The following is an 18,363-nucleotide window of genomic DNA, read 5'->3' as shown; positions in this document are numbered from 1 at the left end:
TATATCAAATAAGAGAAGTGACAATGCAGTCAATCAAGCTTTAGTTATTAGCTTAGATTTTGTGGCAGAATGTTGGACTAAATCAAAAATCCTCAATAAGTATACATCTGTATCTAAATATGGATTTAGAATATTACTTATGAATAGATATAAGAGCATAGATCGTATATGAATGACTTAACTAAAGAACTGGTAGAGCTTTTAACGCTAGAAAAGTTAGAAGAGCACATCTTTCGTGGGCAAAGCCGGAATTTGGTCGGCAAGCGCGTTTTTGGTGGGCAAGTGTTGGGTCAAGCATTACGAGCAGCATCCTATACTGCAGACCGCCCAGTGAATTCATTGCATGCGTATTTTTTGTACGGTGGAGATATCAATGCTCCGATTATTTATGAAGTAGAAAAATTACGCGATGGTAAAAGTTTTTTGAGTCGTCAGGTACGTGCAATTCAGCATGGTCGAACGATTTTTTCTGCGATGGTATCTTTTGCAAACCATGAGGAAGGCTTAAATTATCAAATTGCTGAGCCAGAATATCCTGCAGCAGAAGATTTAGTTGCTGAACAAGAGCTAAAAGAAAAACTAGTCAGTTTTGTTCCAGAGAATATTCGGACTGCATTTATGCGGCCGCGTCAGATTGAAATTCGTCCGATTAATGTGACCAATCCTTTTCAGCCACAGCCTGAAGCACCCTCTTATGCACATTATTTACGTACGCATGAAAAATTACCTAAAGCACTGGCTGATGATATTTCTTTACATCAAGCCATTGTTGCATTTTATTCAGATTACACGCTGATGATGACGGCACTTCGTCCGCATGGTGTCAATTATTTATCACCAAGTTTGCAGTGTGCTAGTATCGATCACGCGATTTACTTCCATAAACCAGTGCGTGCAGATGAGTGGATGTTGTATGACATGGATGCAACGGTAACGGCCAGCTCACGTGGGTTGAATCACGGACGCATGTGGCAAAATGGTGAGTTGGTATGCAGTACTACACAAGAAGGTTTGATGCGTTTGCGTGAAATTGAAACACAGTAATGATCTTGATTTATGCAGTTAAGCAAAGCCATCATCAATGATGGCTTTGCTACTTATCGTACTACTTGTCACAAAATAATTCTCGATTCTTCAATAGCTAACTGTCATAGTGATTTAAATAGGACATTAGAAAAAGCAAGTCAAGATGAGCTTAAATACCCAAATTTTTATTGCCGCCGTGATGGGTGTCGCGTTTGGTTTTCTTTTAAATTTATTTCCCGAAACGCAATTTTTTACAGTGAGTCTTTATGCTTTAGGGATTGCCAGCAGTATTTTTATTGGTTTATTAAAAATGCTATTGGTACCACTGATTTTTAGTTCGATTGTGGTGGGTGTTTCAAATTTAGAAGCGGGCGGGCAATTGAGTCGCGTCTGGAAAATAACATTAGCTTGTTGTGTGACCACTACGACTTTGGCGCTAATACTGGGTTTGGCTTGTGCGCATATTTTTCATGTTGGACAGGGCGTAGATATCAGTTTATTTAAAGATGCCATGGCTCAACATCAAAGCCCAGCGACTTTAACTCCAAGTTCATTCTTAACCAATTTTATTCAAAATACCTTAATTAATCCATTTAAAGCCTTTAGTGACGGTAATGTATTGGCTGTCGTGGTTTTTGCTTTATTTTTAGGTTTGGCTTTGGTGCAGGGTGGGGAGCGCTTTAAAACGGTTCGAAATATTTCACGACAGTTTTTTGACATCATGATGATGTTGGTATCTTGGGTGATGAAACTTGCACCACTCGGAATTTGTGCATTATTGGCCAAATTGATTGCAACTGAGGATATTTCAATTTTAAGCCGCTTGGCTGAGTTTGCTGTGGTGGTGACGGGAACCACTATTTTTCATGGTGTGGTCGTGTTGCCTCTGTTGTTGTGGATTTTTGGAAAGATGAGTCCAATTACGTTCTTTAAAGGGACACGAGCAGCATTGATAACGGCTTTTGCAACCAGTTCTAGTTCAGCAACTTTGCCTTTAAGCTTGAAGTGTGCACAAGAAAATCTTGGTGTGAGACCGCAAATTGCAGGTTTTGTGGTGCCATTTGGTTCGCAGCTAAACATGGACGGAACTGCACTATATGAGGCTGCTGCTGCTTTATTTATTGCCAATTTAATTGGTTTGGAGCTTTCATTTACCCAGCAAGTGATTGTGTGTTTAACCGCGATGATTGCTTCACTTGGTGCACCAGGGATTCCAAGCGCAGGAATGGTAACCATGATTATGGTATTACAATCAGTAGGCTTACCTGCTGAAGCGATTGCAATTCTTTTGCCAATTGATCGTTTATTAGATACCGTGCGAACTGTGGTGAATGTGCAGGGTGATATGATGATTAGTGTGGTGGTTGATCGGCATACACGAGAGATGGGCGCAAGTTCCGAAACTTAAGATAGAGTGTGCGAAGCTGCTAATTTAAAGTTAAGACCATAAAAAAGCGGGAGATCCCGCTTTTTTATTGAGCTTTAGGTTTTGGCTGGTTATGCCACTTTGAGTACAGCACGCTTTGCTGCTGGTGATTGGTTGAGATAAGCAATAGCATCTTCAGTTTTTGCTTCATGCACAGGGTCGTACCATGGCATTAAATAGCCGAGTTGTTGTGAAACCAGCCAAAATGGATTTGGCATTAAACGATTATCTTTTTGGGAAATGTCATACCATTCACGCCAGATCCATGGTTTATATACCGCTGGTTTTTGTGCTTTGAAACGGGGGTCTTGCTGCATAATATGTGCTGCACCATCTACCCATAAGCCGAGTACTGCTGCTATTACAATGACACTTTGATAGTAGCGTGAGATATAACCACCACCTAAATGGCGATATAAATCAAAAGCCACTGTACGATGTTCTATTTCTTCAGCACCATGCCATTTAACTAAGTCCAGCATATTGGCATCAGCGCCAAGTTCTTCCCAGTATTTGTTGTAAAGTACATATTTCCCCAGTACACACGTCATATGCTCGACTGTGGCAACAATGCCTAAGCGGAATAAATCCCATTGATGCTCTAAAATTTTTGGTACCGTCAAGCCTAAAGGCTGGTCCGCTAGAACTTTACCAAATAAGAAATCCATGACATCCAAATTACGCTGCACATCAATATGACGCACGGTTAAATATTCTTTATTAGCTGAACTGTGGGCTTGAGCATGCATGGCTTCTTGGCGAATGAAAGCACGGACGTCTTCTTTTAGTTTTTCATCAGTAATTTGAGGTAAGACTTTGTTATATAAACGACAGAACCAAAATTCACCTGCCGGCAAAATCATATTTATTTCATTAATAAAGTAGCTAATAAAAGGTTGATTTGGAATCCAGTCTACAGGGGTTTCTTTCCAATCAAATTTAACTTTACGTGGTTTAATATGATATTGAATAGATGATCCAAGCTTACTGTTTTTTAATCGAGAAATTAATTTCATCACAGTATCCTAATTGTTTTGATGTGATTTTAAACACTATATTTTTAGTATAAAAAAATGTCCTAAATTACCATTAGCAATTTAGGACATTCGGATATCAATTGGTGATGATTTTGGTCGGACAATCGATAAAATGGATGAAAATTATTCAGATTGAGGTGGTCTATCCTGATCTAAATCATCAGCTTCTAGATCATTAGACTCAATTTCATCCTGCTCTGAAGCTTCAGGAATAGCATCTAAATCAAAGAGAGAAGGTTGTTCGAGGGTATAATTCAAGCGACCAGCCATTACACTAGCAAGCTCTTCTAATCCGATCTTATTTAAAGATGAAAACAGTTGAATTGAGAAGTTGAGCTTCATTTGTTTTAGCTGATTTTGTATTTCTATCAGAACTTTACTGGCAGGGCCACGATTAAGTTTATCTGCTTTGGTTAAAAGCACATGTACAAAGAGTTGACGTGAATACGCCCATTGCAACATCATGACATCAAAATGTTGTAGTGGATGGCGAATATCCATTAGTAATACTAAGCCTTGTAAGCTTTCACGGTGAATTAAATAATTCTCAAGCTCTTTCTGCCAGACCAGTTTCATCGCTTCAGGCACGGCCGCATAACCATAACCTGGTAAATCGACTAGGCGCTGATCAGGATTGCCTAAGCTAAAAAAGTTGATCATTTGGGTACGACCCGGTCTTTTAGAGGCACGTGCTAATTGCTTTTGGTTGGTTAAGGCATTAATTGCACTTGATTTTCCAGCATTTGAGCGTCCAGCAAATGCAATTTCATAGCCAGTATCTTCGACACATAGATTGAGCTTTGGCGCACTCATGAGAAATTCAGCGCTGTGTAACCAATTTAAAGATGAAACTGAATATTCTGTAATCGCAGAGTCAACTTTTTTCACATAACTAATTTTTTGCTTTGGGGCGTGAGCCACCTTGGTATTTTTTGACTTACCACTGCTGCGATGCATAATTCAACTTCAATAAAATGATCTACGAAATACATTATAAAGGAAGTCGGTTATGCAAGCGAACTTTGTGCACAAAAGCTCTGTAAACTTTAAAGATTGATTAAGTCAATCAAGGGCAGGTTGTGGTCTTTAGATGAGGATTGTTGGATAACATCGGCCACTGTATAGCGATTTAGATGTTGATAAAACTGAGCCATTGCATCATCCAAAATGCTTTTCAAGCCACAATCACGTCTTAATACACAAGGCGGAGAGTTACATTCAACGATGGGGGCATCACCTTGCAGTGTTCGGACGAGGAGTCCGAGACCAATATTGGCAGTTTCAGGATTTAACCGAATACCACCACCTTTACCGCGTGAGGTAATTAGCCAATTCTGCTTTGCCATAAAATGTACAATTTTGACTAAATGATTCTGCGAAACATGCAAATCTTTTGCAATTTCTGCAATGGTATAGGGTAGATCTCGTGGTTTAGAGATATATAATAGTATACGTAACGCATAATCTGTAAATTTATTCAGTTGCATACTTAATTTGCAGAATGAGGATAGGCTTATCTTAACGTGAAAGTTCTCTAAGGGGAACTTTCACGTTCTTAAAATCACCGTATCGATTGATGGGTAATTATTTTGCTTGTGGAGCAGTAAGTTGGACTTGATCACCAACGTGGTAATTTTCTAACAAAATATTTGCAACAGAATATTCGGTACGATTTTCTACCGCTTTGACTTCAAATTGATATTGCTTGTCTGAAGCCGCAGAAAGTACAAACTGTTGTGGTTGTTCAAGTTCTTGGTTTGGAACTTTAACTTTAACCGATATAAATTGATTTGGAGCAGCACTTAAGATTGCTTGTGCATCACTGGCTTCGACTGTAAAAATTTTACCTGATTCGCTTGCTTCAATCTGGGTGATTTTAAACGGACGCCAGCCAGCCCAACCGCCAGTTTGTTCAGATAAATTGTTATATTTTTGCTTTTCAACACCAATTAAAATATCTGCAAGTTGTAAGTAAGCTGCTTTCCAAGCAGCAATGAGTTCTGATTCAAATGGAACATTGAGTACTTCACTAATTGAATGTAATAGATTGTCACCGACAATAGCATATTGGTCAGGTTGTATATCTAAACTCACGTGTTTGGTAGTAATGTGCTCAATAGCTTTTGCCAGAACGCTTGGATTTTCAATGTTTTCAGCATAAGCCAAAACGGCAGCGGCAAGAGCGCGCGGCTGACGGCCAGAATTTTGACTGTCTAAGTTAAATACATTTTTTAATTCAGGACTGTTATTTAACATACGCTTGTAAAAATAACTGGTCAGTGCAACACCATTTTCACGCAATACAGGTACGGTACTTTTTACGAGTTCGATATGTTCTGGAGTCATGGCTAAACATCTGCTTTGGCTTTAATGTGTATTTAAAATACATCTTATAAAATAACTTTGCAATACATTATACAAAAAATCCATAAAAAAAATAAGGGATATTTAGTATCCCTTAAAATTTAGTATTTTATTGGTCTATGAAAATTTATCGTTTACCAAACAATGAACCTAATAAACCACGTATGAGTTTTTGCCCCGTGGTTCCACCTAAGCTACGTGCTGCACTCTTTGCAAATGTTCCTACAATATCTTGCGTTAATTTGGCTCTTTCACGTGCGGCACGTTCTTCTTCTTTTTGTTGTACTTTGCTTTGTTCTGAGGCTATTTGCGAAGTATTTTGTTGTTGCTCACTTTCATTCAGCTTACGTTGCAGTATTTCATATGCACTTTCTCGGTCAACGGCTTGTTCATAAATTCCAGCTACGATACTTTGGGCCATGATCGCTTGGCGTTCTTCTAGGGTGATTGGGTTAAATGAGGAGTAGGGTGGCATGATCATGCCGCGTTCTACAATTTGTGGGCTGCCTTGTTCATCTAAACAACTAATCAGTGCTTCTCCGACAGCTAACTCGGTAATGGCCTGATCCACTTTAAATTCAGGATTAGCACGAAAAGTATCGGCTGCAGTTTTAACTGCTTTTTGATCTTTGGGGGTGAAAGCACGTAATGCATGTTGCACTCGATTTCCTAACTGTCCTAAAACGTTTTCAGGAATATCCGAAGGGTTTTGTGTGATGAAATAAATTCCAACACCTTTAGAGCGAATCAAACGTACTACTTGTTGGATTTTTTCTTGTAATGTGGGGCTGGCATTATCAAACAGTAAATGAGCTTCATCAAAGAAAAACACTAATTTGGGTTTGTCTAAATCACCGACTTCAGGTAGCTTTTCAAATAATTCTGAAAGCATCCAGAGTAAGAACGTTGCATAGAGTTTAGGGGTATTCATCAGCTTATCAGCGGCCAAGACATTGATATAGCCCTGACCATAGGTATCCGTTTGGATAAAATCCAGAATATTTAAACTGGGTTCACCAAAAAATTGATTAGCACCTTGATCGCCTAAAGCCAGTAAATTACGTTGAATCGCACCTAAGCTTGCGGGAGATAAATTGCCATACTCTGCTTTTAAGTCTGATGCATGTTCACTCACATAGGTCAGCATGGATTTTAAATCTTTAAAATCAATCAATAATAAGCCTTGATCATCTGCTATACGGAATACTGCGGATAGTACACCTGCTTGTGTGTCATTTAAATTGAGCATTTGTGCTAAAAGCAGGGGGCCAATTTCTGAAATGGTGGTTCGAATAGGGTGACCTTGATTACCAAATAAATCCCAAAAAATGGTGGGAGCAGCTGCAAAAGGAATACTATCAATGCCTAAGCTGTGGATGCGTTCATCAAATTTAGGATTACTTGCACCTGCTTTGGCAATACTAGAGACATCGCCTTTGGCATCCGCTAAAAATACAGGCACACCGATTCGAGAAAAGCTTTCAGCCAGTACCTTTAAAGTAATAGTTTTACCTGTGCCTGTTGCACCTGCAATTAAACCGTGCCGATTGGCAAATTGTGGATGTAATACGATAGCCTGCGTCAGGTCTGAGGTCTTTTTGGCAATAATAATTGGTGTGCCCATATATTTTCCTATTCAGAAGGTATTGTTTTTTGTCGTAGTTGTTTTAATGCACTTTCTATATCTTGAATTAAATCTGTAGGATGTTCTAGTCCTATACAAAAACGAACCAATAAACCTTGTTGTAAATGTGTATGTTCTAATGTGCGCATATTTTTTAAATCATAGAGCATGATTAAGCTCATCGGTCCGCCCCAACTAAAGCCTAGTTTAAACAGCTGCAGAGCATCACAGAATTGACGAATATCTGACATTGAATATTCAGGCTTAAAAATAACACTGATTAAGCCTGCACTCTGTTCATCTTTACAAACGTCTTTCCAATAGTGATGTCCAGCAGATGATTCATCAGCAGGGTGTAAGACTTGTATAAATTCCGATTGTTTTTTGAACCAATGTAAAAGGGTTGAAGCACTATTTGATTGTTGGGTATACCGAAGCTGCATCGAGGCTAAACTGCGTTGAATTTGTGCGGCATCATCCCCTGAAATCGCAATTCCTTGGATGGCATGCATGCGAAGTAGTTGCAAATGGAGTTTCTTATTTTGGGTCACCAATGAGCCCATTAAAATATCTCCACCACCACTAGGATATTTGGTTAAGGCATGCACGGTCAGGTCAACGCTTAGATGCTCTGAAGAAAAATCAAAAGCATTAAACGCTAAGCCTGCTCCCCAGGTGTTATCTAAGGCTGTTAAGACCTTGGTTTGTTTGGCTTTTTTAACTAAATTAATTAAATCTGGAAATTCTAAAGTGACTGAACCCGCAGCTTCTAGCCAAATGAGTTTAGTTTTTTCTGTGGGCTGGAATGTATTTGCATCAATTGGATTATAAACTTTAACCACAACACCATAGCGGCTTTCTAGGTTGCGTAAATGCTCCATATTGGGACCATAGATATTATCAGCGACCCAAACCTCATCACCGTGATTTAAAAAGCAAGAATTTACCAAATTGATGGCAGACAATCCACTGGGTGTAAGTAAGCAATAATCGCCTCCTTCAATGTGAGCAATATTGTCAGCTAAAGTAAATGTAGTTGGTGTGCCATGTGTGCCATAACTATAATCATAATCATCTGTCCAATGTCGATTAATTAGGGCATCCGTATTTTTAAAAATAATGGTGGAGGCGCGAAATACAGGTGGTTGCACCGTCAAGATGTATTGCGGTGCGTTACGTGGTGCATGGATTAAAGTAGTTTGCAGATGTTTTTTCACAAAATGACTCAAAATAATTAGTGAAGAAGAATGTCATTAACTAAGCATAATCTCTAACGAAGACAAAGCATAAAATTGTGAAAATTCACCAAGAAATGCAATGTTGGCTTTATTTTTGCAAAGTTTTATCTGGATTGATAAAACAAGGTGTAAATAATGAAAAAATTAAAGGTGCATTATTTTCAGCATATTGCTGGAGAAGGGTTTGGAAGTTGTTATGCATACTTAAAGGCAATGGGTGCGGAAATTAGTGCAACCGAATTTTTTGCCCTACCTAAAGAGTTAAGTGTTGATATAGAGGCTTTGCCTAATGTAGAAGATGTGGACATGCTCATCATTATGGGTGGGGCGATGAGTGTGAATGATGATGCTAATTTCCCGTGGCTAAAAATAGAAAAAAGATGGATTCGCCGTTATCTTGCCTTACACAAGCCTGCCATTGGATTGTGTTTGGGGGCTCAATTGATTGCGAGTGCATTGGGTGCGCGCGTCACTAAAAATCCAGTATCAGAACTGGGATGGTCTACTGTTTATAAGACGTATAATGTGGATGGTGCGCTTTTTCGATTGCTGGATGAATTTGAAGTGCTGCAATGGCATAACGAAACCTTTGAATTGCCAGTAGGTGCGATACGTCTAGCAGAAAATAAAGCCTGCCCTAATCAGCTTTATCAAATTGGAAGGAATATTTTAGGTTTTCAATTTCATCCAGAAATTACCCCAGAAGCATTAAATCTATTTATAGCGCATGAGGAGGGAAGAAATAGTTTTCATGATCAGGATGTGCAATTGCTATCCATGTTAAGGCGTACGCCAAAGCAACAATTCATGGTTGGAAATCAGATGCTGGATCGGGCTATTGACTATGTATTAAAGGCTTAATATTTGGGGTTTTTGATGAACGTGTTGATAACAATAAACATTTAAAAATAATATAAAAATCCTGAAATAAGTTTGCTTAACAGTTAAACGATTGTTATAATGAGCGACCCTTCAATAGGAGGGGCTAAATGGCGAATAAAGTCATTTAGATATCGTGACAGTCGTGGCATCGATCATGACCTTAGTGATTTTCACTGCCTTTGACACTTATCTCTATAGGGTAAGATGCGTCAGAGGTGATTCTTTATATATTTGGCTTGGAGTTAACTGGTATGTCTAACCAGAGAATTCGTATCCGTCTTAAGTCTTTTGATCATCGCCTGATTGATCAATCTTCTCAAGAGATCGTAGAAACCGCTAAGCGTACTGGAGCACAAGTGTGTGGTCCAATCCCGATGCCTACTCGCATCGAACGCTTCAACGTTCTTACTTCACCGCATGTAAACAAAGATGCGCGTGATCAGTATGAAATCCGCACTTATAAGCGTTTGATTGACATCGTTCAACCAACAGACAAAACTGTTGATGCGTTGATGAAGTTAGATCTTGCAGCTGGTGTTGATGTTCAGATCGCATTGGGTTAAGGCTTTCGGTTAATTAACGCTCTAAGTTAATTAAGCCGCTTTTTTAGAGGTTTATGCACATGACTATTGGTTTAGTCGGTCGCAAGTGCGGTATGACACGTATCTTTACAGATGCTGGTGTCTCTGTGCCTGTTACAGTGATTGAGGTTGATCCTAACCGTATCACTCAAATCAAAACGCTTGAAACTGATGGTTATCAAGCGATTCAAATCACTACTGGTGAACGTCGCGAATCTCGCGTAACTAACGCTCAAAAAGGCCATTTCGCGAAAGCGGGTGTTGCTGCTGGTCGTTTGGTTCAAGAATTCCGCGCTACAGAAGCTGATCTTGAAGGTCGTGAAGTTGGTGGTTCTCTTACCGTTGAATTGTTTACAGTGGGTCAGGTTGTTGACGTAACTGGGCAATCTAAAGGTAAAGGTTTCCAAGGTGGTGTTAAGCGTTGGAATTTCCGTACGCAAGATGCAACTCATGGTAACTCACTTTCTCACCGTTCTTTAGGTTCTACTGGTCAAAACCAGACACCTGGTCGCGTGTTCAAAGGCAAGAAAATGGCCGGCCATATGGGCGCTGAACGCGTAACTACACAGGGTCTTGAAATCGTTGCTATCGACGTTGAACGTTCAGTTCTTGTTGTTAAAGGCGCGATTCCTGGTGCTACTGGTGGCAACGTTACTGTTCGTCCTACGATCAAGGCCTGAGGGGAAATAACGTGAATTTAAATACTGTTTCCGGCTCTGCTGTTGAATTGTCTGAAGTTGCTTTCGGGCGTGAGTTTAATGAAGCTCTTGTACACCAAGTTGTTACAGCTTATTTAGCTGGTGGTCGTCAAGGTTCTAAAGCTCAAAAATCACGTGGTGATGTATCTGGCGGTGGTCGTAAACCATTCCGTCAAAAAGGTACTGGCCGTGCGCGTGCTGGTTCTATTCGTAGCCCAATCTGGGTTGGTGGTGGTAAGACTTTTGCTGCTCGTCCACAAGATTGGTCTCAAAAAGTTAACCGTAAAATGTACCGCGGTGCAATGCAATGTATCTTAGCTGAACTTGTTCGCCAAGATCGTTTGATTTTGGTTGAAGATTTTGCTGTTACAGCACCAAAAACTAAAGAATTGCTTGCTAAGCTTAACGACTTGAACGCTACTCGCGCATTAATCGTTACAGAAGCTGTAGATGAGAACCTGTATCTTGCTGCGCGCAACCTTCCACATGTAAATGTGGTTGATGCTGCTGCAATTGATCCAGTCGGTCTGATTGCGTTCGATAAAGTTGTTATGTCAGTTGCTGCTGCTAAGAAAATTGAGGTAGAACTCGGATGAACAACGAACGTATCTATCAAATCCTAAAAGGGCCTGTGTTCTCAGAAAAAGCTCAAGCTTTAGGTGAGGCTGCTGGTGTTCAAGTTTTTAAAGTTGCACTTGATGCAAATAAACTTGAAATCAAAAAAGCAGTTGAGCAACTCTTTGGTGTGGAAGTTGTTAAAGTTAACACGACTATCACTAAAGGTAAGACTAAACGCTTTGGTAAAACATTAGGACGTCGTTCTGATGTTAAAAAAGCATACGTCACCCTGAAAGCTGGCCAAGATGTTGAGATGGCTGACTTGGGCGATACCGCTGAAAGCGCAGCGGAATAAGGACGAAATTTATGCCTATTCAAAAATGTAAGCCAACGTCTCCAGGACGTCGCTTTGTAGAGAAAGTCGTTCACGACCATCTTCATAAAGGCGCACCGTACTCTCCGTTGGTTGAAGCTAAAAAACGTACTGGTGGTCGTAATAATAACGGTCACATTACAACTCGTCATGTTGGTGGTGGTCATAAACAAAACTACCGTCTTGTTGACTTCAAACGTAATAAAGATGGCATTCCAGCCACTGTAGAACGTATTGAATACGATCCTAACCGTACTGCACACATTGCTTTAGTTTTGTATGCTGATGGTGAACGTCGTTATATTATTGCAGCTAAAGGCTTACGTGCTGGTGATAAAGTACAATCTGGTAACGATGCTCCAATTCGTCCAGGTAACTGCTTACCACTTCGTAACATGCCTATTGGTTCTACTCTTCACAACGTCGAACTTAAAATCGGTAAAGGCGCGCAGTTAGCTCGTTCAGCTGGTACTTCGGTTCAGTTGTTGGGTCGTGACGGTTCTTACGCTATTGTTCGTCTACGTTCTGGCGAAATGCGTAAAATTCACGTTGAATGTCGTGCGGTTCTTGGTGAAGTTTCTAACCAAGAAAGCAACCTTCGTTCACTTGGTAAAGCAGGTGCATCTCGCTGGCGTGGCATTCGTCCTACCGTACGTGGTATGGCAATGAACCCAGTTGACCATCCACATGGTGGTGGTGAAGGGCGTAATAAAGGTATTCAACCTGTAAGCCCATGGGGTCAAAAAGCTAAAGGGTACAAGACACGTACCAATAAGCGTACGACTAAGATGATTATTCGCGACCGTCGCGTTAAGTAACAAGTAAAGGAATCTGACAATGCCTCGTTCTCTGAAAAAAGGCCCATTCGTCGATGCGCACTTGTTCGCTAAGGTTGAAGCGGCTATCGCGGCTAATAACCGTAAGCCGATCAAAACTTGGTCGCGTCGTTCGATGATCCTCCCGGATTTTGTTGGTTTAACAATTTCTGTCCATAATGGTCGTAACCATGTTCCGGTAATTGTATCTGAACATATGGTTGGTCATAAACTCGGTGAATTCGCGCCAACTCGTACCTATCGTGGTCACGGTGTTGACAAGAAGTCTAAACGTTAAGGTGCTATGATGGAAGTTACTGCTAAATTACGCGGTGCCGCTATCTCGGCACAAAAAACTCGTTTGGTTGCAGATCTAATCCGTGGCAAATCTATTGCTCACGCGCTTAATATCTTGAACTTCAGCAATAAAAAAGCTGCAGCGATTGTGAAAAAAGCTTTAGAATCTGCAATTGCAAACGCTGAACATAATAACAGTTTAGATGTAGACGACCTTAAAGTTTCTACGATTTACGTTGATGAAGGCACTAGCCTTAAACGTATTATGCCACGTGCTAAAGGCCGTGCAGATCGTATTACTAAGCGTACTTGTCACATCACCGTTAAGGTAGGGGTTTGATATGGGTCAGAAGGTTCATCCAATCGGTATCCGCCTAGGTGTTGTGAAACGTCATAACGCTAACTGGTACGCGAGTCCGAAGCAATACGCTGAATATTTGCTTAAAGATCTTCAAGTTCGTGAGTTTTTGAACAAAAAACTTAAAAATGCGATGATCAGCAATATTCTTATCGAACGTCCTACAGGCGCTGCTAAAGTAACTATTAGCACTGCTCGTCCAGGTATCGTAATCGGTAAAAAAGGCGAAGATATTGAGAAATTACAGCGTGAACTTACTCAAATTATGGGTATTCCTGCGCAAGTAAGTATCAGCGAAATCGATCGCCCAGATTTAGACGCTCGTTTAGTTGCTGAAGCAATTGCTTCTCAATTAGAAAAACGTGTAATGTTCCGTCGTGCTATGAAGCGTGCGGTACAGAACTCGATGCGTTCTGGTGCTAAAGGTATTAAAGTTGAAGTTTCTGGTCGTTTAGGTGGTGCTGAGATTGCACGTACAGAATGGTATCGTGAAGGTCGTGTACCTTTGCATACACTTCGTGCGGACATCGACTACTCATCTGTACGTGCTGAAACAACTTACGGTACGATTGGTGTTAAAGTTTGGGTTTTCCGTGGTGAGATCTTAGGTGGCATGAAACAAGTCATGAACCCTGCTCCTGCAGAAGAACGTCCAGCTAAACGCGGTCGCGGTCGTGGTGAAGGTCAAGAGCGTCGTGGTCGTCGCAATGATCGTTCTGCTGAAAAAGGAGAATAATCCATGTTGCAACCTAAACGTACTAAATTCCGTAAGATGCAGAAAGGCCGTAACACTGGTCTAGCACATCGCGGTAGCACAGTATCTTTTGGTACCATCGCACTTAAATCACTTGAACGTGGTCGTATGACTGCGCGTCAAATTGAAGCTGCGCGTCGTACTATTAGTCGTCGTGTTAAGCGTGGTGGTAAAATCTTTATCCGTGTATTCCCAGACAAACCAATTACTCAAAAGCCTCTTGAAGTGCGTATGGGTAAAGGTAAAGGTTCTGTAGAATATTGGGTTTGTGAAATCAAACCAGGTAAGATCCTGTACGAAATGGAAGGTGTGAACGAAGAATTGGCACGTGAAGCATTTACGCTTGCAGCTGCTAAACTTCCGTTTAAAACCACTATCGTGACTCGGACGGTAATGTAATGAATACTAAAGATCTACGTGAAAAATCGGTAGAAGAGTTGACAACTTTGCTTGATGAGCAACAGTTGAACCAATTCCGTCTTCGTATGGCAAAATCAACTGGTCAATTGGGTAAATCGCACGAAGTTGCACTTACTCGTAAGACTATTGCTCGTATTAAGACCCTCCTTACCGAAAAACAGGGGAACGGACAATGAGTGAGCAAACAGTTCGCACGTTAACTGGCAAAGTCGTAAGTGACAAAATGGACAAGTCTATTGTTGTTCTTATTGAACGCCGCGTTCAACATCCGTTGTATGGCAAATCAATCCGCCGTTCAACAAAATTACACGCTCATGATGAGAACAACACTGCTAAGACTGGCGATGTTGTAACCATTAAAGAAAGCCGCCCAATTTCTAAAACTAAAGCATGGACTTTGGTTGAAGTTGTTGAAGCAGCTGCTGAGTAATTAGACGTTCTTGTTGCATCATCGGTCAATTTCGAGTACTCTTTGAGCCCTTGAAATTGCGACCGGTGTTGCTCGGTTTTGGAGTAGGGCAATGATTCAAACCGAAAGTATGCTCGACGTAGCAGACAACAGTGGTGCTCGCCGCGTACAATGTATTAAAGTACTTGGTGGATCGCACCGTCGTTATGCTTCTGTTGGCGATATTATTAAAGTTACTGTAAAAGAAGCAATCCCACGTGGCCGTGTTAAAAAAGGCGACGTGATGAATGCAGTTGTAGTTCGCACTAAATTCGGCATTCGTCGTCCAGATGGTTCAGTGATCCGTTTTGATGATAATGCTGCAGTTATTTTGAACACGAACAAAGCGCCGATTGCAACTCGTATTTTTGGACCAGTGACTCGTGAACTTCGTACTGAACAGTTCATGAAAATCATTTCATTGGCTCCTGAAGTTCTATAATAGAGGCAATCATGGCTAAGATTAGAAAAGGCGATCAAGTAATTGTGATCGCAGGTAAAGAAAAAGGCAAACAGGGTACTGTTTTGTCGGTTTCGAATGACCGTGTTAAGGTTGAAGGCCTTAATTTAGTGAAGAAGCATCAAAAGCCGAATAAAGTAACTGGCGCTGAAGGCGGTATTGTTACTCAGGAAGCTTCGCTTCATATCTCAAACGTGGCGATTTTTAATGCTACAACCCAAAAAGCTGACCGTGTTGGTTACCAAGTGATTGAAGGCGTGAAAACTCGCGTACTTAAGTCAAATGGTGAATCATTGGCGGTAGCGAAGTAATAGGTTGAAACGGCGATGGCCAGACTTAGAACACGTTATAACGAAGAACTTAAGACTCAGTTGAAAGAAACTTTGAGTCTTGAGAATGTAATGCAAATTCCACGCATTACTAAAATCACCATTAATATGGGTGTTGGTGCAGCTTCTGCTGATAAGAAATTATTAGACGGCGCATTATCGGACATGCAAGCCATTGCTGGTCAAAAACCAGTATTGACACTTGCGCGCAAATCAATCGCTGGTTTTAAAATCCGTGATGGTTGGCCAATTGGTTGTAAAGTCACTTTACGTGGCGACCAAATGTACGAATTCTTAGACCGTTTGATCGCGATTGCAATCCCTCGTATCCGTGACTTCCGTGGTTTCTCAGCGAAATCATTTGATGGTCGTGGTAACTATTCGATGGGTTTGAAGGAACAAATCATGTTCCCTGAAATCGATTTCGATAAGATTGATCGTATTCGTGGTATGGATATTACCATTACTACGACTGCTCGCACCGATGACGAAGGCCGTGCGCTAATGCGTGCATTCGGCTTCCCGTTCAAATAAGAGGTCGATATGGCTAAGAAAAGTATGATTAATCGCGAGTTAAAACGCGAAGCTACTGTTGCTAAATTTGCTGCAAAACGTGCTGAATTAAAAGCAACAATTGCAAATGTAAATGCTAGCGAAGAAGAGCGTTTTGAAGCGATGATGAAGTTTCAAGCATTGCCGCGTAATGCATCACCGGTACGTCTTCGTAACCGTTGTGGTTTAACTGGTCGTCCTCACGGTTATTTCCGTAAGTTCGGTCTAAGCCGTAACAAATTACGTGAAACAGTAATGCAAGGTGATGTACCTGGCGTTGTTAAGGCAAGCTGGTAAGGAGCGACTATAATGAGTATGCAAGATACCGTTGCCGACATGCTAACACGTGTTCGTAACGCACAAATGGGTAAGAAACAAACAGTTTCTATGCCTAATTCTAAGTTGAAAGTTGCAATTGCAAACGTACTTCAACAAGAAGGTTATATCTCTAATGTAGAAGTAGCTGCTAATGAAGGCAAACCTACATTAACGATTACTTTAAAATATTTTGAAGGCAAACCAGTTATTGAAACTGTGAAACGCGTAAGCCGTCCAGGTCTACGTCAGTATCGCGGTAAAGATAAGCTACCGAGCGTTAAGCAAGGTTTAGGTGTTGCAATTGTTTCTACAAGCAAAGGCATCATGACTGATCGCGCTGCACGTGCTGCAGGCATCGGTGGTGAAGTTATTGCTTTTGTTTCTTAATAGGTGATTCCTCATGTCTCGTGTGGCTAAAGCCCCAGTAACTGTACCAAATGGTGTAACAGTTACTCAGAACGGCCGGCAGGTCGAAGTGAAAGGCAGCAAAGGTACGTTGTCTCTCAACCTGCATGCGCTGGTCGAGCTTAAACAGGAAGAAGGTAAACTTCAAGTTGCTCCAGTTAAAGAGTCGAAAGACGCTTGGATGCAAGCCGGTACTGCTCGCGCTGTATTAAATAACCTTGTAAAAGGGGTTAGCGAAGGTTTCGAACGTAAGTTACAACTTATCGGTGTTGGTTATAAAGCAGCGGTTAAAGGTGACGTTGTCAACCTTAACCTTGGTTTTTCACACCCGGTTGAATACAAACTTCCTGAAGGCGTAACTGCTGAAACTCCAATTGCAACTGAAATCATCCTTAAATCGGCTGATAAACATGCATTGGGTCAAGTGGCTGCAGATATCCGTGGATACCGTCCACCAGAGCCGTATAAAGGTAAAGGTGTTCGTTATTCGGATGAAGTTGTTCTTCGTAAAGAAGCTAAGAAGAAATAAAGGCGCGAGGTTCTTATGAACGAAAAGAAACAAACCCGCTTGCGTCGTGCGAAAAGCACACGCTTGCACATACGTGCATTGGGTGCGACTCGTTTGTGTGTAAACCGCACGCCGCGTCACATCTATGCGCAAGTTATTTCAGCCGATGGTGGCAAAGTATTAGCGCAAGCTTCTACTTTGGATGCAACATTACGTAGTGGTACTACTGGTAATGTCGATGCAGCAATGAAAGTTGGTGCATTGGTTGCTCAGCGTGCGAAAGCTGCTGGTATAACTAAAGTTGCATTTGACCGTTCTGGTTTCAAATATCATGGTCGTATCAAAGCCTTGGCTGATGCTGCTCGTGAAAACGGCTTGGAGTTCTAATCATGGCTAAAGTTGAACAAAACGAAGGTTTCGTTGAGAAACTGGTTGCCGTTGATCGTGTAGCCAAAGTTGTTAAGGGTGGTCGTATCTTCTCTTTCACAGCATTGACTGTGGTTGGTGATGGTAATGGTCGTGTAGGTTTTGGTCGTGGTAAAGCACGTGAAGTTCCAGCTGCTATTTCTAAAGCACTTGAAGCTGCTCGTCGTAACATGATTACCGTTGATCTTGCAGGTACTACTCTGCAACACCCTGTGAATGCTCGTCATGGTGCAAGCCGTGTATATATGCAACCTGCTTCTGAAGGTACTGGCGTAATTGCTGGTGGCGCTATGCGCGCTGTTTTAGAAGCGGCTGGTGTACATAACGTACTTGCTAAATGTTACGGTTCTACTAACGCTGCTAACGTAGTTAACGCAACTTTTAAAGGTTTGCGTGATATGACTTCTCCTGAGAAAGTCGCTGCGAAACGTGGTCTTTCAGTAGCACAAATTCAAGGGTAATCAAT

General features: G+C 41.2%; 27 protein-coding genes and 1 pseudogene. 22 read left to right on the top strand and 6 right to left on the bottom strand.

The genetic code is table 11. The annotated features are described in order from the left end of the window. Window positions 1-168: 168 nt before the first annotated feature. Together B9T27_RS01110 and B9T27_RS01105 are read left to right on the top strand one after the other, a co-directional pair. Window positions 169-1,044, top strand: coding sequence for an acyl-CoA thioesterase (locus B9T27_RS01110; protein ID WP_086205021.1), 876 nt, complete (start codon window positions 169-171; stop codon window positions 1,042-1,044). Window positions 1,045-1,189: 145 nt separating this feature from the next. Then, the gene (locus B9T27_RS01105) at window positions 1,190-2,434 is read left to right on the top strand and encodes a dicarboxylate/amino acid:cation symporter (protein WP_086205020.1); all 1,245 of its coding nucleotides are present in this window, start codon (window positions 1,190-1,192) and stop codon (window positions 2,432-2,434) included. Window positions 2,435-2,523: 89 nt separating this feature from the next. On the opposite strand, the gene B9T27_RS01100 is transcribed toward B9T27_RS01105, so the two are convergent. The 6 genes from B9T27_RS01100 to B9T27_RS01075 form a co-directional block, all read right to left on the bottom strand. Then, a complete protein-coding gene (locus tag B9T27_RS01100) occupies window positions 2,524-3,468 on the bottom strand; it encodes a metal-dependent hydrolase (RefSeq protein WP_086205019.1) in 945 nt (314 codons plus the stop codon). Window positions 3,469-3,612: 144 nt separating this feature from the next. Then, window positions 3,613-4,446, bottom strand: coding sequence for a ribosome biogenesis GTP-binding protein YihA/YsxC (gene yihA / locus B9T27_RS01095; RefSeq protein WP_086205018.1), 834 nt, complete (start codon window positions 4,444-4,446; stop codon window positions 3,613-3,615). Between the two features lie 89 nt (window positions 4,447-4,535). Further along, window positions 4,536-4,976, bottom strand: a complete 441-nt coding sequence (locus B9T27_RS01090) for an RrF2 family transcriptional regulator (RefSeq protein WP_086205017.1) — start codon at window positions 4,974-4,976, stop codon at window positions 4,536-4,538. Between the two features lie 97 nt (window positions 4,977-5,073). Next, window positions 5,074-5,835, bottom strand: coding sequence for a globin domain-containing protein (locus B9T27_RS01085; RefSeq protein ID WP_086205016.1), 762 nt, complete (start codon window positions 5,833-5,835; stop codon window positions 5,074-5,076). A 145-nt stretch (window positions 5,836-5,980) separates the two neighbouring features. After that, window positions 5,981-7,477, bottom strand: a complete 1,497-nt coding sequence (locus B9T27_RS01080; protein ID WP_086205015.1) for a helicase HerA-like domain-containing protein — start codon at window positions 7,475-7,477, stop codon at window positions 5,981-5,983. A gap of 8 nt (window positions 7,478-7,485) precedes the next feature. Next, window positions 7,486-8,694 carry a PLP-dependent transferase gene (locus B9T27_RS01075; RefSeq protein WP_086205014.1) on the bottom strand — a complete coding sequence of 403 codons (1,209 nt, stop codon included), beginning with the start codon at window positions 8,692-8,694 and terminating at the stop codon, window positions 7,486-7,488. 153 nt (window positions 8,695-8,847) lie between these two features. On the opposite strand from B9T27_RS01075, the gene B9T27_RS01070 reads away from it, so the two are divergent. The 20 genes and pseudogenes from B9T27_RS01070 (at window position 8,848) to rpsE (ending at window position 18,358) form a co-directional block, all read left to right on the top strand. After that, window positions 8,848-9,576: a type 1 glutamine amidotransferase gene (locus B9T27_RS01070; protein WP_086205013.1), complete on the top strand. Its 729-nt coding sequence runs from the start codon at window positions 8,848-8,850 to the stop codon at window positions 9,574-9,576. Window positions 9,577-9,848: 272 nt separating this feature from the next. After that, window positions 9,849-10,160, top strand: a complete 312-nt coding sequence (gene rpsJ / locus B9T27_RS01065) for a 30S ribosomal protein S10 (RefSeq protein WP_004725677.1) — start codon at window positions 9,849-9,851, stop codon at window positions 10,158-10,160. A gap of 59 nt (window positions 10,161-10,219) precedes the next feature. Then, a complete protein-coding gene (rplC, locus tag B9T27_RS01060; protein ID WP_086205012.1) occupies window positions 10,220-10,858 on the top strand; it encodes a 50S ribosomal protein L3 in 639 nt (212 codons plus the stop codon). A gap of 11 nt (window positions 10,859-10,869) precedes the next feature. Continuing rightward, entirely contained in the window at window positions 10,870-11,472 is a 603-nt protein-coding gene (gene rplD / locus B9T27_RS01055; RefSeq protein ID WP_086202324.1) for a 50S ribosomal protein L4, read from the top strand. Then, on the top strand, window positions 11,469-11,789 hold the full coding sequence (gene rplW / locus B9T27_RS01050) for a 50S ribosomal protein L23 (protein ID WP_086202323.1): 321 nt from the start codon (window positions 11,469-11,471) through the stop codon (window positions 11,787-11,789). Before rplD ends, rplW begins: the two co-directional genes overlap by 4 nt. An 11-nt stretch (window positions 11,790-11,800) precedes the next feature. Continuing rightward, complete coding sequence (gene rplB, locus B9T27_RS01045; protein ID WP_053579506.1) at window positions 11,801-12,625, top strand: 50S ribosomal protein L2; 825 nt, start codon at window positions 11,801-11,803, stop codon at window positions 12,623-12,625. Window positions 12,626-12,644: 19 nt separating this feature from the next. Further along, entirely contained in the window at window positions 12,645-12,920 is a 276-nt protein-coding gene (gene rpsS / locus B9T27_RS01040) for a 30S ribosomal protein S19 (RefSeq protein WP_004281508.1), read from the top strand. 9 nt (window positions 12,921-12,929) lie between these two features. Then, window positions 12,930-13,259: a 50S ribosomal protein L22 gene (gene rplV / locus B9T27_RS01035; RefSeq protein WP_086205011.1), complete on the top strand. Its 330-nt coding sequence runs from the start codon at window positions 12,930-12,932 to the stop codon at window positions 13,257-13,259. Window position 13,260: 1 nt separating this feature from the next. Then, window positions 13,261-14,077: pseudogene (gene rpsC / locus B9T27_RS01030) on the top strand (30S ribosomal protein S3). After that, window positions 14,017-14,430, top strand: a complete 414-nt coding sequence (rplP, locus tag B9T27_RS01025; protein ID WP_086205010.1) for a 50S ribosomal protein L16 — start codon at window positions 14,017-14,019, stop codon at window positions 14,428-14,430. The pseudogene rpsC and the gene rplP overlap by 61 nt, the downstream one beginning before the upstream one ends. After that, entirely contained in the window at window positions 14,430-14,627 is a 198-nt protein-coding gene (rpmC, locus tag B9T27_RS01020; RefSeq protein WP_086202318.1) for a 50S ribosomal protein L29, read from the top strand. The genes rplP and rpmC overlap by 1 nt, the downstream gene beginning before the upstream one ends. Beyond that, window positions 14,624-14,881, top strand: a complete 258-nt coding sequence (gene rpsQ, locus B9T27_RS01015) for a 30S ribosomal protein S17 (protein ID WP_086205009.1) — start codon at window positions 14,624-14,626, stop codon at window positions 14,879-14,881. Before rpmC ends, rpsQ begins: the two co-directional genes overlap by 4 nt. 91 nt (window positions 14,882-14,972) lie before the next feature. Then, on the top strand, window positions 14,973-15,341 hold the full coding sequence (gene rplN / locus B9T27_RS01010) for a 50S ribosomal protein L14 (RefSeq protein WP_067762909.1): 369 nt from the start codon (window positions 14,973-14,975) through the stop codon (window positions 15,339-15,341). An 11-nt stretch (window positions 15,342-15,352) separates the two neighbouring features. Further along, on the top strand, window positions 15,353-15,670 hold the full coding sequence (rplX, locus tag B9T27_RS01005; RefSeq protein ID WP_086205008.1) for a 50S ribosomal protein L24: 318 nt from the start codon (window positions 15,353-15,355) through the stop codon (window positions 15,668-15,670). 15 nt (window positions 15,671-15,685) lie between these two features. After that, on the top strand, window positions 15,686-16,222 hold the full coding sequence (gene rplE, locus B9T27_RS01000; RefSeq protein WP_086205007.1) for a 50S ribosomal protein L5: 537 nt from the start codon (window positions 15,686-15,688) through the stop codon (window positions 16,220-16,222). Window positions 16,223-16,231: 9 nt separating this feature from the next. Then, on the top strand, window positions 16,232-16,537 hold the full coding sequence (rpsN, locus tag B9T27_RS00995) for a 30S ribosomal protein S14 (RefSeq protein WP_086202315.1): 306 nt from the start codon (window positions 16,232-16,234) through the stop codon (window positions 16,535-16,537). A 12-nt stretch (window positions 16,538-16,549) separates the two neighbouring features. Beyond that, on the top strand, window positions 16,550-16,945 hold the full coding sequence (gene rpsH, locus B9T27_RS00990) for a 30S ribosomal protein S8 (protein WP_086205006.1): 396 nt from the start codon (window positions 16,550-16,552) through the stop codon (window positions 16,943-16,945). A 13-nt stretch (window positions 16,946-16,958) separates the two neighbouring features. Beyond that, window positions 16,959-17,492, top strand: coding sequence for a 50S ribosomal protein L6 (rplF, locus tag B9T27_RS00985; protein WP_086205005.1), 534 nt, complete (start codon window positions 16,959-16,961; stop codon window positions 17,490-17,492). 15 nt (window positions 17,493-17,507) lie between these two features. After that, window positions 17,508-17,858: a 50S ribosomal protein L18 gene (rplR, locus tag B9T27_RS00980; RefSeq protein ID WP_086205004.1), complete on the top strand. Its 351-nt coding sequence runs from the start codon at window positions 17,508-17,510 to the stop codon at window positions 17,856-17,858. Window positions 17,859-17,860: 2 nt separating this feature from the next. Next, window positions 17,861-18,358, top strand: a complete 498-nt coding sequence (gene rpsE, locus B9T27_RS00975) for a 30S ribosomal protein S5 (RefSeq protein WP_086202311.1) — start codon at window positions 17,861-17,863, stop codon at window positions 18,356-18,358. The last annotated feature ends 5 nt before the right edge of the window (window positions 18,359-18,363 follow it).

Origin of the sequence: Acinetobacter sp. ANC 4648, from assembly GCF_002135345.1 — a bacterium.
In the GTDB taxonomy this organism is placed as follows: Bacteria; Pseudomonadota; Gammaproteobacteria; order Pseudomonadales; family Moraxellaceae; genus Acinetobacter.
This window is presented reverse-complemented; position numbering and strand designations above follow the sequence as displayed.

Bases quoted from the DNA above. Each gene is read 5' to 3' on its own strand.
- B9T27_RS01110 (WP_086205021.1), top strand. From the start codon at position 169: ATGAATGACTTAACTAAAGAACTGGTAGAGCTTTTAACGCTAGAAAAG.
- B9T27_RS01080 (WP_086205015.1), bottom strand. From the start codon at position 7,477: ATGGGCACACCAATTATTATTGCCAAAAAGACCTCAGACCTGACGCAG.
- rplX (WP_086205008.1), top strand. From the start codon at position 15,353: ATGGCTAAGATTAGAAAAGGCGATCAAGTAATTGTGATCGCAGGTAAA.
- rplP (WP_086205010.1), top strand. From the start codon at position 14,017: ATGTTGCAACCTAAACGTACTAAATTCCGTAAGATGCAGAAAGGCCGT.
- rpsJ (WP_004725677.1), top strand. From the start codon at position 9,849: ATGTCTAACCAGAGAATTCGTATCCGTCTTAAGTCTTTTGATCATCGC.
- rpmC (WP_086202318.1), top strand. From the start codon at position 14,430: ATGAATACTAAAGATCTACGTGAAAAATCGGTAGAAGAGTTGACAACT.
- rplB (WP_053579506.1), top strand. From the start codon at position 11,801: ATGCCTATTCAAAAATGTAAGCCAACGTCTCCAGGACGTCGCTTTGTA.
- rpsQ (WP_086205009.1), top strand. From the start codon at position 14,624: ATGAGTGAGCAAACAGTTCGCACGTTAACTGGCAAAGTCGTAAGTGAC.
- rpsN (WP_086202315.1), top strand. From the start codon at position 16,232: ATGGCTAAGAAAAGTATGATTAATCGCGAGTTAAAACGCGAAGCTACT.
- rplR (WP_086205004.1), top strand. From the start codon at position 17,508: ATGAACGAAAAGAAACAAACCCGCTTGCGTCGTGCGAAAAGCACACGC.
- rplF (WP_086205005.1), top strand. From the start codon at position 16,959: ATGTCTCGTGTGGCTAAAGCCCCAGTAACTGTACCAAATGGTGTAACA.
- rpsH (WP_086205006.1), top strand. From the start codon at position 16,550: ATGAGTATGCAAGATACCGTTGCCGACATGCTAACACGTGTTCGTAAC.
- rpsE (WP_086202311.1), top strand. From the start codon at position 17,861: ATGGCTAAAGTTGAACAAAACGAAGGTTTCGTTGAGAAACTGGTTGCC.
- yihA (WP_086205018.1), bottom strand. From the start codon at position 4,446: ATGCATCGCAGCAGTGGTAAGTCAAAAAATACCAAGGTGGCTCACGCC.
- B9T27_RS01105 (WP_086205020.1), top strand. From the start codon at position 1,190: ATGAGCTTAAATACCCAAATTTTTATTGCCGCCGTGATGGGTGTCGCG.
- B9T27_RS01090 (WP_086205017.1), bottom strand. From the start codon at position 4,976: ATGCAACTGAATAAATTTACAGATTATGCGTTACGTATACTATTATAT.
- rplV (WP_086205011.1), top strand. From the start codon at position 12,930: ATGGAAGTTACTGCTAAATTACGCGGTGCCGCTATCTCGGCACAAAAA.
- rplE (WP_086205007.1), top strand. From the start codon at position 15,686: ATGGCCAGACTTAGAACACGTTATAACGAAGAACTTAAGACTCAGTTG.
- rpsS (WP_004281508.1), top strand. From the start codon at position 12,645: ATGCCTCGTTCTCTGAAAAAAGGCCCATTCGTCGATGCGCACTTGTTC.
- rplW (WP_086202323.1), top strand. From the start codon at position 11,469: ATGAACAACGAACGTATCTATCAAATCCTAAAAGGGCCTGTGTTCTCA.
- B9T27_RS01100 (WP_086205019.1), bottom strand. From the start codon at position 3,468: ATGAAATTAATTTCTCGATTAAAAAACAGTAAGCTTGGATCATCTATT.
- B9T27_RS01085 (WP_086205016.1), bottom strand. From the start codon at position 5,835: ATGACTCCAGAACATATCGAACTCGTAAAAAGTACCGTACCTGTATTG.
- rplN (WP_067762909.1), top strand. From the start codon at position 14,973: ATGATTCAAACCGAAAGTATGCTCGACGTAGCAGACAACAGTGGTGCT.
- rplC (WP_086205012.1), top strand. From the start codon at position 10,220: ATGACTATTGGTTTAGTCGGTCGCAAGTGCGGTATGACACGTATCTTT.